Annotated in this window: 11 protein-coding genes; 1 reads left to right on the top strand and 10 read right to left on the bottom strand. The window is 63.6% G+C overall.

What is annotated here, in order from left to right:
- Positions 1–135: 135 nt before the first annotated feature.
- The 10 genes from J8I35_RS25385 to argB all read right to left on the bottom strand — a co-directional run bounded on the left by J8I35_RS25385 (position 136) and on the right by argB (position 11590).
- Positions 136–1185, bottom strand: a complete 1050-nt coding sequence (locus tag J8I35_RS25385; RefSeq protein WP_209927552.1) for a fimbrial protein — start codon at positions 1183–1185, stop codon at positions 136–138.
- 24 nt (positions 1186–1209) lie between these two features.
- Complete coding sequence (locus J8I35_RS34680) at positions 1210–2307, bottom strand: fimbria/pilus outer membrane usher protein (RefSeq protein WP_348522281.1); 1098 nt, start codon at positions 2305–2307, stop codon at positions 1210–1212.
- Positions 2308–2699: 392 nt separating this feature from the next.
- Complete coding sequence (locus J8I35_RS25375) at positions 2700–3242, bottom strand: fimbrial protein (protein ID WP_209927550.1); 543 nt, start codon at positions 3240–3242, stop codon at positions 2700–2702.
- Positions 3243–3491: 249 nt separating this feature from the next.
- Entirely contained in the window at positions 3492–4556 is a 1065-nt protein-coding gene (locus J8I35_RS25370; RefSeq protein ID WP_209927548.1) for a fimbrial protein, read from the bottom strand.
- A 55-nt stretch (positions 4557–4611) separates the two neighbouring features.
- Entirely contained in the window at positions 4612–7221 is a 2610-nt protein-coding gene (locus J8I35_RS25365) for a fimbria/pilus outer membrane usher protein (RefSeq protein ID WP_209927546.1), read from the bottom strand.
- A gap of 114 nt (positions 7222–7335) precedes the next feature.
- A complete protein-coding gene (locus J8I35_RS25360; protein WP_245170418.1) occupies positions 7336–8088 on the bottom strand; it encodes a fimbria/pilus periplasmic chaperone in 753 nt (250 codons plus the stop codon).
- Positions 8089–8200: 112 nt separating this feature from the next.
- Positions 8201–8743, bottom strand: coding sequence for a fimbrial protein (locus tag J8I35_RS25355; RefSeq protein WP_209927542.1), 543 nt, complete (start codon positions 8741–8743; stop codon positions 8201–8203).
- A 527-nt stretch (positions 8744–9270) separates the two neighbouring features.
- Positions 9271–9936 carry a nucleoid occlusion factor SlmA gene (slmA, locus tag J8I35_RS25350; RefSeq protein ID WP_209927538.1) on the bottom strand — a complete coding sequence of 222 codons (666 nt, stop codon included), beginning with the start codon at positions 9934–9936 and terminating at the stop codon, positions 9271–9273.
- Positions 9903–10694, bottom strand: a complete 792-nt coding sequence (locus tag J8I35_RS25345) for a pyrimidine 5'-nucleotidase (RefSeq protein WP_209927536.1) — start codon at positions 10692–10694, stop codon at positions 9903–9905. Before J8I35_RS25345 ends, slmA begins: the two co-directional genes overlap by 34 nt.
- The gene (gene argB, locus J8I35_RS25340; protein ID WP_006490510.1) at positions 10691–11590 is read right to left on the bottom strand and encodes an acetylglutamate kinase; all 900 of its coding nucleotides are present in this window, start codon (positions 11588–11590) and stop codon (positions 10691–10693) included. The genes J8I35_RS25345 and argB overlap by 4 nt, the downstream gene beginning before the upstream one ends.
- A gap of 294 nt (positions 11591–11884) precedes the next feature.
- Here argB and J8I35_RS25335 point away from each other — a divergent pair, with 294 nt between their 5' ends.
- The gene (locus J8I35_RS25335) at positions 11885–12109 is read left to right on the top strand and encodes a cysteine-rich CWC family protein (protein ID WP_011546466.1); all 225 of its coding nucleotides are present in this window, start codon (positions 11885–11887) and stop codon (positions 12107–12109) included.
- The last annotated feature ends 33 nt before the right edge of the window (positions 12110–12142 follow it).

Here is a 12142-nt window from a genome sequence, read left to right as displayed (position 1 = left end):
CAGTTCTTCAGGCCGATCTGCGAACAGAAGGCCAGTTTCGGCCACCGATGGAGCGGTGGCTTTCGAAGAACGCCGGCCGTATGTGATGGGCTACCGGGCGTTCATCCGAATGACTGAGCGATGCGTGCTATGCGCTCACTGGTAGCTCATCGTGAACGTGGCGACACCCTTGACCGTTCCGCCCGATACCTTGTCAGTCGCGATGTATTGCGCAGACAACGGGATGCTGGTCGTTGATGCCGACGGGCCGACCAGCCACTGGTTCAGGTTGCCGATTTCGGCCGAATCGGGACCGTAGCCAACCGGCTGACCGTTTTTCAGGATGCGCAGCTTCACGCCTTTCGCCGTCGAGTCCGGCGTCAACGTCAACTGGTTGCCGGTATTGCCCGTATCGGTCAAATCGGTCAACGTGACATATACGTTCGTCCCCGTTTTGCAAGACAACCCGATGTTGAAGCCGGTGTCGCCCGCAGTTGTACCCACGGTGTTCAATTTGCTGGCGGCGGTCGGCGGTAAGCGCACCAGGACGTTAGGGGTCGTCACAGTGCAGCTTTGGGGCATCTGCGTGATTTTTGCGTTGATAAAAGGCATGAGCTTCCATAGGAATATGCCGCCGTTAAGCATTGGATCGTTGGAGTCGAGGTGGTTGTTTATGCTTCTGAGGTTTCCAAATCTATGTACGACATAGACTGATGATACGTTGTATATAAGATCATTTAATTTGATTAAATCAAATCTGATTTTCAGTGTTCCGGAAAAGGGACGGGTGGATGTGCTGCTAGGGGGGCCCCATGGCGCCCAACCTTGCAGGAATCCCGTTATCACTTGCCCTGTTTCGGCATTGATGAGTCGAAGTCCCGTGGAGCGAAGAAAGTCGTCTGTCGCCAAATTATCAGCCAACCTGACAACCCCGGGATACTCCGTTTCCACGTAGCCCGGGTCGGTCTTGAAGTCGAATCTGAATCCACCCGGGCTGAGTATGTTGGCCGGACAGTTGTACTGCAGCTCATACGTCCCGCTTCCAATGACAGATCCGTTTGCCGCGTTGAGCGGAATGCTGACATTTTTAATGGGGATATGCCATTCGCCAATGCCAGTTCCTGGGCAATTGGGAAGGGGGGCAGAATGGGCGAATTTGACGAGTCCCATCAATAAGACAATAATTGATTTGCGAATTTTAATCATGTGAATTTCGAGCTGTGTTGACGACTATCTGTCGTTTGCCTTGGCATCGATGTTTCGATCAGGATTCGTGGTCAGCCAATTTCCAGCCGACGTTTCATCCATGGGGTGCTGTTCAATTGCCGGGGCGCTATTCGCGACCGAACTAGTTTGTTTCGCGTTTGTGCGTGGGCTGTAATTACAAGTCGATTCGAAACGGGAATAGACTTCACGCTTGCCAATATGAACGGGTAGCTGATAGGAAAACGTGCACGACTCCGTAGAGCGATTACCCCATTTCGCAACCAGCGTGCCGGAATCGTCCGCACCGCGCATGAACAGGTTGCCGCCTTGTCCGACTACGCTTTTCGAATTGCCTTGCGCATCGGAAATGGTCGCCCCGAATGGAACCGGTGCACCGTTCGGCTGGCGTACCGTGAGCAACGCGGCTCGGCCGGTGGTGGTCGCGAATTTGACCTTCACGACCGAATTCGCCCGTGGCGCAACCTGCTGGCTGGTCGACAGCATTTCGACGTCCAGCGGAATCCCCTTCGGATCGAGATCGATGGTGTTCATCTGGTACGGTGTCAAGTACGGGAGCACCGCGTAGCCGTGTCGGTCGATCCGGACGTCCGAGCCGTTCGTGACGCGTGCACCCACTGCGTCCCTTGCCTCGATGAGCGCGACCGTGTCGCCGAGATCGTTAGCGAGCGTGATGCCGCCGACGTGCCCGACAAGTGCACCCGATACGCCTGCCGAGACGCTCGAATAGCGGCTACCGCCGCTCGCGCTGCCGGATAATGTTGCCAGCGGGCTGCGGTACTGCACATTACCCCCGCCGGACGTTGAGCCGCCGCCAGTGTTGGCATTCACGCCGTACGAGAGCGTATTGGACTGCCCGACGGTGCCGGTTACCGACATCTGTCCGGTTGCGCCGCCGCGACGTTGATCTCGAACGGCCCCGGCGCGACGTTGGTTTCGTACAGTACGGCACCGTTCTGCGATACCGCGACGTGCGCGTTGCTCGTCGCGACGCCCCGAATCACGGGCGCATAGCCGCGACATCGCCGCGCCTGCGAGCAGGGCCGAATGTGCGACATACAGGCGGACGCGCGCGCGGGCCGAGATGAAATAACTGCGGGTCACCAGATCACCTTTTTTTTCTAGAACAGGTGAAAAGTAGTTCCGCTGAGCACGTTTGGATATTGGACGAGTTCGAATTTGTGGAAGGAGCCGAAGGGCGGCACGGCGTACACGTGAGGCGCGAAGGCGCTTCGGTGCCGACTCCTGGATGATTGCAGGCGTGGGGGCGGACCCGGAACCGGGCCGGCCAATTGCATGGCGCCCGGCGTGAGCGTTTCCGGCCGGGTTCGTGAGGGAATCCTGAACGAGGTGAGATGCAGTGACGACTGCTTGAACGACCATGCCGTCGGCGGGCGGATCGATGGCCGCTGGTCTGCCGAGGATGCGGGAGAAGGGGCGCACCCCCGCGCCCCGGTGACGATCCGGCGCGCGGGACGTGCGCCGGATCGTGGACTTTACTGATACATGATCGAGTACATCACCGAAGTGTTCACCGTGCCCTGGCCCGCGGCGCCGCCCGTCGCGACATACTGGGCGTAGTACGGCAGGTCCGCAGCGCCGTCCTTCAGCGCGACGGCCTTCGAGTTTTCATCGGCCTTGCCGACTCCGATGTTGGTCGTGTCGCCGTTGAGCAGGCCGACTTCGACGTTCTTCGCGGTGCCCGATGCGTTGAGCAGCTGACCGGTCGTCGAGTTGACCGTGGTGCCCGGTTCGAAGTGCGTGTAGACGTTGCCGGTGGCCGGCGAGCAGTTCTTCAGGCCGATCTTGAACGGCGTGCGGCCGGCCGTCGCGCCGCCGCTGGCGAGCGACGTCGTCGACACCTTCGGCAGCGCGACCGTGAAGTCCTTGCCGCCCGTGCCGTTGCCGTCGATCGTGCAGGTTTGCGTACCGATCTTGCCGTTGATGGTGATGGTGCCGTCGGCGGCGTGCGAGACGGCCGGCATCATGGCTGCGGCAGCGACGGTGAGAGCAGCGATGCTGGAGAGTGCGAGTTTCATATCAATTTCCTCGAGTACTGGTTGAAAAAACGCGGACTCCGTCGTCGTGCCGCCTGCTCGCCGGGACTGGCCGTGCGTGCGGCATGTCGAGTTCATCCGATAAGCACCTTCCGATGAAGTCCTGTCGGACTGCTAATCAGAAGCTTATTCCGGTCACCGATCGGGCGGTGACCGATGGAGCGCGCCGGCTGCGTGAAACTGGGTTGCGGCCGGCGCACTGCCGAATTGCTTTGATCGAGTGCGACGCGTTCACTGATAGCTCAACGTGAACGTCGCGGCGCCCTTGACCTTCCCGCCGGATACGACGCCGGTCGCGATGTATTGCGCGCTCAGCGGGATACTGCTGACCGACCCTGACGATCCGACGTACCACTGGTTCGGGTTGCCGACCGCGGACGAATCGGGACCGTAGCTGACGGGTTGGCCGTTCCTGAGAATCCGCAGCTTGACGCCCTTCGCCGTGGCGTCCGGCGTGAGCGTGAGTGCATTGCTCATGTTTCCCGGATCGGTCAGGTCCGTCAGCGTCACGTAGAGGTTCGTACCGGCCTTGCAGGACAGGCTGATGGCGAAGTCGCGATCGCCGGCTGTCATGCCGACCGCGTTCAGCTTGCTGGCGGCGACCGGTGGCAGCGGGACGTTCACGTTGTTCGTCAGGACGGTACAGCTGACCGGCGTGAGCGCGATGTTCCCGGTGTCCCACCAATAGGATCTCCAATACCCTTTCAGTTGATTGGTGCTCCTGTTGAATGCTTGTATTTCCGAGTCGTATTGAGTCATGTTGAACAGGACTGCATTAGGATAGTTGTAGATGTTGTCGCTCAGTTTGATCAGCTCTTTCTTGATCCTCAGCACGCCTTGGGTAGCCCCGGTCTGACCGATTGGTGGCCCCCACGGCTGAGTAAGAGCGGTATTCGCCATCATGACTTCACCCGTATCCAGGTTCGTCGTGCGGATGCCAACGTACAAATAGTGAACAGTATTCGAGCCGGTCAACCCGCCGGTGTTGAAGGCCCCCGGTATGTCGGTCGGGTAGTAATACTGCGCGAACCTGAACTCCCATCCGCCGGGATTGGCGTCACACTTGTACGAAATGTCCTGGGTCGCGGTTCCAATTACGGCGCCGTTCGGCAAATTGGGCGGAATGACGAGTTTCCCTCCCTTGACGAATCCGTAGGGCCAGAAGATCCCATTGGGGGGGGTGTCAAACTTGCAGTATTGCGCATGCGCAATGCCGATACCGCATGCCACCGGCATCAACCAGACGATGAGCAGCCGGAGAAGATGAATGGCGAATCTGCGTGGGGTGAACTTCATGAAACCTCACCGTAAAAATTGTGTGTTCGAAGGAGTCGGCCGCATGTGGAACGGCTTACGGCCGGGCCTTGATCGGCGAGTAGTCGCATTTCGCGTCCATCCGCTCGTACGCGGCATGCTTGCTCCGCTCCGTCGGCAAACTGTAGGAGAACGAACAGGCCTGATTGGCGCGGTTGCCCCATTTCGCGGTCAGCACACCCGAGTCATTCAGGCCGCGCGTGAATACCGTGCCGCCCTGGCCCGCCATGCCGATCGAATTGCCTTCCTCGTCGACCACCGCGCTGCCAAACGGAATGGGCGTGCCGTCCGGCTGATGAATCCCGAGCAGCACCGCGCGTCCGCTGACGGTGCCGAACTTGAGCTTCACCACCGAATTCGCGCGCGGTGCGACCTGCTGGCTCGTCGTCAGCATCTCCACGTCGAGCGGAATGCCCTTCGGGTCGAGCTCGATCGTGTTCATCTTGTACGGCGTCAGATACGGCAGCACCGCATAGCCGCGCCGGCCGATCCGAACGTCCGTGCCGTTGGTGACACGGGCACCGACGGCGTTCTTGGCCTCGATGATCGCGACGGTATCGCCGAGATCGTTGGCCAGCGTGACGCCGCCCGCATGACCGACGACGCCGCCCGATACGCCGACGGATACGCTCGAGTAGCCGCTGCCGCCGGCCGCGCTGCCCGAGAGAGTCGCGAACGGGCTGCGATACTGCACGTTGCCGCCGCCCGACGTCGTGCCGCCGCCGGTGGTGGTGTTCAAGCCGTAGGTGAGCGCGCCGGATTCGCCGAGCGTGCCGGCCAGCGACATCTGGCCGGTCGTGCCGCCCCGGTTGTCGTGCGCGATACTCGAGCTCAACGTCGGCGCATACGAGCGCCGGCCGAGCGGGATGGTCACGTTCGCGTAGACCTGGTTGTTCAGGTTGCCGGAATAGCCGTCGCGCTGCCTCGACACCGACAGGTTGTAGCTCACGTTGAGGCCGGCGATCCGCAGGCTGTTGTTGTAGCCGACCTGGAACTGCGTGGTCGTGCCTTGCCGATTCCAGTAGCTGGACGACGAGCCGATCGCGAACAGCGTGCCGCGCCCTTCGCCGAGCGTCTGGTTCAGCGTCAGTTGAACCTGGTTGCGCTGCCGGTACACGTCGCCCGGATTCCGGCCTGCTGCCGCTTGTTCCCGGGCATACATCGCATCGCGCATGCCCCAGTATCCGCGCGACGAGTAGCGGTACGCGGCGACCGCGATGTTGGTGCCGGTCGCTTCGACGGATTTGCTGTAGCTGACGCGCACGCTCTGGCCGCTCGTGGCCGACACGCCCGGGATGCGGGCGCTCGCCTGCGTGACATCGACCGCGAACGCGCCGGCCGGCGTGTTGAACGCGGCACCGACCAGCCCGGCCAGATAGTTTTCCGCGACGATGGCCCCGACATAGCCGGTCAGCAGGTTGCTGATGCCGCGCTGATAGGTGGCCTGCGCAAAATTCGGGTGACGCTCGAGCAGCGACTCGCGCAACTGCCCCACCGCGACGCCGAAACGCGAGAGGCCGGGGCGCAGCGACTGCACGACCGCCGCATACGGCACCGTGAAGCTGTGCTTTCTACCGTCGGCCTCGGTGACCGTGACGAGCAGGTTGCCGCCATAGCCGGTCGGGTACAGGTCGTTGATCTCGAACGGGCCGGGCGCGACGTTGGTTTCGTACAGCAGCGCGCCGTTCTGCGACACCTCGACGTGCGCATTGCTCGTGGCGACGCCGCGGATCATCGGCGCATAGCCGCGCATCGAGTCGGGCAGCATCCGGTCGTCCGTCTCGAGCGTGGCGCCGCGAATGCCGACGCTCTCGAACAGCGTGCCGTCGGTATAGGTCTCGCCGATCTTCAGCTGGCTGCGCCATGCGGGCAGGTCGCGCTGCAGGTAGGTGTTGAGGCTCCGGTAGCGGCTCGGCCCCTGGGATTGCGCGCTGTAGGAGCCGTTGTGGCGGAAATGCCAGTTGCCGATATTGGCGCCCGCGTTCAACCCGAGATAGGCCTGCGTGCTGTCATAGCCGGACGACATGTTCCGGAACACGTTCGCGTCGTACTTGAGCGTCATGCTTGGCACGCCGCTGTCCCACAGTTCCGGACTCACGTAGCCGCGCGGATTGCGCAGCAGCGATGCCTGCGGAATGCTCACGTTCAGCCGCAGTTCGGACATGTCGAACTCAACGGTGGCGCCGGCCACCAGACTGGCGACGTCCGTGCACTCGCCGGCCTGCACGCGCGCCAGTTCGGCGCGCGCTGCATCGGTCAGCGTCTCGCTGTCGAGGCCGAGCCGGCTCACGAGCGTGCGGTCGAAGCACGGCGTCGCGCTGACCGCGCCTGCCGGTGCATCGAAGCGTACCGTCGAGCGGCCCGTCCACGTTTCGTTCACGTAGAGGTCGACCAGATACTCGCCGGCCGGAACCGGGTTGCCTTTCGCGAAGCGATCGAGGTCGAGCCGCTGGCCGCGCGGCTTCATCATCAACGTGTCATTGAACTGAACCTGCGCGACGTCGAAGGGCTCCGCCGGAGCGGCTGACGCGTCGGCGGCGAATGCACCGGCCGTCCAGCCGCCGAGCGCCGCCATGACGAGCAGATAGCCCGGCTTGAGCGCGAAACGCGGAGACTCCAGTGGTTGAATGTGATGATTCGCTCGCATGAATTCAATGTGTTGATGCCGCATCGTCATAACGCGAGCGACGGTCTGCCTGCGCCGGTGCGAGTGCCGCACCGCCGGTCAGCAACGGGTTGAGTCGGGAACGGTCGGGCGGTGTCAGTGCGCCTTTTTCGGCGCGTAACGGCCTTCGATGGCGGCGCCGTAATCGTTGAGGAACGTGTAGTCGACCTCGATCGGCGCGCCGGACGGCGACGGCACATTGCCGACGTCGAATTGTTCGGTGGCGCCCGGCTTGACCATGCCGCCCTTGTCGTCGGTCCAGGTCGCGCCGCCGGACTTGACGACCAGCTTGGTGAACGTCACGTGGTAGGGCGTCGGATTCGTCGCTTGCAGCGCATAGCCGCCGCTGGACTTCGGCGCGAAATTCCAGGTGACCTTCTCCGCGGATTCGTCGGCGACGCCTTGCAGTGCCGCAGGGCGGAAGAACAATTTGATGCGCGTGCGGAACGCGAGCTGCAGCATGTTCGGATCATTCGAATCGCCGGTGGCCTGAGGCGGGACGTCGAGCACGTTGAGCCAGTACAGCGATTCCTTGTCCTGCGCGAGCGGTTCCTGCGTATAGATCAGCCGCAGGCTCTGGCCTTTCTTCGGATCGAGACGGAACAACGGCGGCGTCAGCGTAAACGGTACCTTCGAGTCGTCCGGCAGCGCGTTCGCGTGGCCGTCGTCGACCCATGCCTGGACGAGCGAAGGCCGGTCGCCCTCGTTGGTCAGCTTGACCGTGACCTCGCGCTCCTTTTCCGGATAGATCACGCGCGTTCCGCCGATCACGACGCTTGCATCCGCGGTGCTCAGGCCGGACAGCGACGCGATCAGCGCTGCGGCCCCCACGCTCAAACGCAAGTTCATTGGCATTCCCATCGCTGAGTTCTCCTTGTAGATGGACAGTTCACTGTTGGTCGGACGCGGCCCGTGCAGCGCCACTGCTTCGCGTGCCCGGGCCGCCGGTCGGCAGACCGCGTTACTGGTACGAGACCGAGTACATGACAGACGTATTGACCGTGCCGGCCGTGGACGCGCCGCCGGTCGCGACGTATTGCGCAAAGTAGTTCAGCTCGGCTGCGGCGCCCGTGATATCCACGATCTGCGAGTTCTGCTGCGCTTGCGCCTTGCCCAGCTCGATCTTCGAGCCGTCCTTGTTCAGCAGGCCGACTTCGACGTTCTTCGCGTCACCCGTTGCATTGAAGAGCTGGCCCGTCTGCGCGTTGACCGTCGTGCCCGGCTCGAAGTACACCGACGCCTTGCCCGAATTCGGCGAGCAGTTGGTCAGGTTGATGCGGAACGGCTTGCGGCCGGCCGTCGAGCCCGGCGTAGCGAGGGCGGACGTCGACACGTTGGGCAGCGTGACGGTGAAATCCTTGCCGCCGCCGTCGCCCGAGATGTTGCAGGTCTGGGCGGTGATCTCGCCGGTGATCGTGATCGTGCCGTCGGCTGCCTGAGCCGACGAGGCCGCGGCGAGGAGACCTGCCGTCGCCATCAGAATGGAAAGTGCTTTTTTGGACATTTAAGTACCTGTTAGTAAGGGCCTCGCGTCGAAAGACGACGCACGGACGTTTCCATCGCGCTGTCGCGCATCGCTGCTGCGGGGCGGCAGCAACTGCGGGAAACAGGCGATATTGTTCCGAAGTAAGTCATTCGAAAGAATGGGACGAGGTCTAAGTTGAATGGCTTTCATGTAGGTCTAGTACTAAATTTCTTTTAAGAATCGTCAGAGGCCCGTGGCTCGTACGCCGCACACACGTGCCGAGACGTCGACGTTGCGGGAGCGCCGCAAGGATCGAGAGGTCGTTTGACGGATGAAGCGCGCGTCGACGGCCCGTCCGTTCAGGTGGGTATTTGATGAGGATGACTAATCGATAAGGGCGTGCGAAGGATTCGAACCCTGGATCGAATCAGTCCGTCAGCACCGCAGGTGCGGGACGGGTGAGGTCATGCCGTGTGCCACGGCGAGCGCGGAATCGGCGCTCGCGCATCGATGATGTCGCCACGCGAGTGCGACGCTCGACGGCGCGCACGTCGCCGTCTCATGCGTTACTGCAGAATCAGCCGCAAATGCGCATCGGCCTGCTCGCTCGGCGACTTCTGGAACCCGCCTTTCGCGAACCGATGCCAGCGGCCGATCACGTAGCTGACGAGCAGGCTCGCCCGCGCGGCGGGATCGTAGTCGGCAGGCAGCACGAACGGCGTCGCGCCGTCCTGCGGCGCATTCGCCTCCGTGCGCGCGACCCGAAGGCATTGCTTGACGGTCGCCTCGATCCGGTCGAGCAACTGGTTCACGCGCTCGGTGAGCCGCTCGTCCTCGCCGACCAGCGCCTCGCCGGTCAGCACGCGCGTCATCCCCGGGTTCTTCGCGGCGAAATTGAGCATCGTCAGTGCGATCGTGCGTGCCTGCAGCACGCCGTTCGGCTCCTTCGCGACGATCTGGTTGACGAGCCCGAACAGCGCCTGCTCGATGAACTCGATCAGCCCTTCGTACATCTTCGCCTTGCTGGCGAAATGCCGGTAGAGCGCGGCTTCCGACACGGCGAGCCGGGCCGCGAGCGCGGCGGTCGTGATTTTCTCGGGCTTCGGCGCCTCGAGCATCGCGGCGAGCGTCTGCAGGATCATCACGCGCCGCTCGCCCGGCTTCGGGCGCGGGCGGGACGGCGTGGCCTGGTCTTCCGTTACGGCTTGGTCCTGCGGGTAAGTCGGCTGCATTTCTGTCGCCCCGATCGTGTGCCCAGTCGCAGCGATTTTAACGAACGAATGCGCTGGTCGACATAATGCGGTCGGCCGACGTTCGGCAGATGGCCCGGCAGGTGGCCGGTGATCCATACGGTGCCGATGCCGAGGCGCTTGTAGCGCTTCAGGTGGCTGCGGGTGTCTTCGACGAGGATCGCATCCGTGAGCCGTGCATGCACGGCGCGCAAAGTCCTGCGCAGCATCGCACGATCGGGCTTCGCGCGCCACGTGCGGCGATCACGCATGTGCTCGATCGCGATCACGCGCTCGAACAGCCGCTCGATGCGCAGCTCCCGCAGCACCGCGCGTGCGTAGTTCGCGGGCGCGTTGGTCAGCACGAACTTGCGGCCCGGCAGCGCGGCGATGATGTGCGCGAGACCACGCTCTGCGCGCACCATTGCAGGCAAGTCGGAAAACGTGTGGACCACGCGCAGGAAGTCGTGCGGATCGATCGGGTGATGGCGCGTGAGGCCGAGCAGCGCGGCGCCGTAGCGCTCGGTATAGCCGTTGCGCAGGCGATCAGCTTCGGCGCGCTCGACCTGCAGCGCGTCGATGATGTATTGCGTCATCGCACGGTTGATCTCGGGAAAGATCGCGTGCGATGCGTGGTGCAGCGTGTTATCGAGATCGAACAGCCAGACGGGCGCGCCGGCACGCGGCCGGCTGCGCGAAATGCGCCGGCGTCGCAACGACGCCGGCAGGTCGGGGCTGGCAGGCGGGCGGCGCGCGCTCAATGCGAGCGGATCATCGTGCCGAACGGCTGCTCGGTCAGGATTTCCAGCAGCACCGAGTGCTCGATCCGGCCGTCGACGATGTGCACCGACTTCACGCCGCTCTTCGCCGCGTCGAGCGCCGACGAGATCTTCGGCAGCATGCCGCCCGAGATCGTGCCGTCTTCGAACAGCGCGTCGATCTCGCGTGCGGAGAGATCGGTCAGCAGGTTGCCGTCCTTGTCCATCACGCCGGGGATGTTGGTCATCATCAGCAGCTTCTCGGCGTTGAGCACCGTGGCGAGCTTGCCTGCGACGAGGTCGGCATTGATGTTGTACGACAGGCCATCCTCGCCGAAACCGATCGGCGAGATCACCGGGATGAACGCGTCGTCCTGCAGCGCCTTCACGACCGCCGGGTTGATCGCCTCGACTTCGCCGACCTGGCCGATGTCGATGTACTGGCCCGGGTTGTCGCGGTCCGGCATCAGCAGCTTGCGTGCGTGGATCAGGCCGCCGTCCTTGCCCGTCAGGCCCACCGCGTGGCCGCCGAAGTGGTTGATCAGCATCACGATGTCCTGCTGCACTTCGCCGCCGAGCACCCATTCGACGACTTCCATCGTCTCTTCGTCGGTGACGCGCATGCCCTGGATGAAGGTGCCGGCCTTGCCGATCTTCTTCAGTGCGTGATCGATCTGCGGACCGCCGCCGTGGACGATCACCGGGTTGATGCCGACCAGTTTCAGCAGGATCACGTCGCGCGCGAAGCCTTGCTTGAGCCGCTCTTCCGTCATCGCGTTGCCGCCGTATTTGATGACCACGGTCTTGCCGTGGTAACGGCGGATGTACGGCAGCGCCTCGGCGAGGATTTCTGCCTTCAGCGTGGGGGCGATCTGCGAGAGGTCGATGGGCTCGGACATGGCGGCGGCTCTGGCTGGGAACGGTTGAAACAGGCCGAATTGTACAGGAGTGGCGCAGCGCAGCATCGGGTTTTTGGGCCGGCCGGAACACCGGCGGCGCGAGGCGGGTACAGCGCGCGGCGGCCCGCCGGCTATGGCGCGGCGCGATTCGGGCGGCGCCGCGCGGGCGGTGCCGGCGGGCTGGCCAACGTGCGTTTCCGATGGCGTTCGGTCAGGCGACCGGCGTGCAAAATCCAGCCGCCGCGCTATGCTTGTCGCGTGGGGCGATGTCCCGCCCGCTTCCGCGATTGCGCCATGACCGATTCCGCCGCCGACGCCCGTTCCGCCCCGCGCCGTGCGCGCTGCCCGCACTGCGGGCGCGGCTTCGACTGCGGCGCGCATACGCAGCCGTTCGACTGCTGGTGCGCGGCGATGCCGGTGCCGCCCGGCGGCACGCCGCCCGCGGCCGGCGCGCGGTGCCGATGCCCCGAGTGCCTGGCCGACGAGATCGCACAGCGCATGGCCGGCGCGGCCGGTTGACGGCGCCGCGCCGCGCCCGTTCGTGCGCATCGA

Source organism: Burkholderia sp. CpTa8-5, assembly GCF_017815045.1.
Taxonomy (GTDB): Bacteria; Pseudomonadota; Gammaproteobacteria; order Burkholderiales; family Burkholderiaceae; genus Burkholderia; species Burkholderia sola.
Note: the sequence above shows the minus strand (reverse complement) of the source record. Positions and strands in the feature narration are given on the sequence as shown.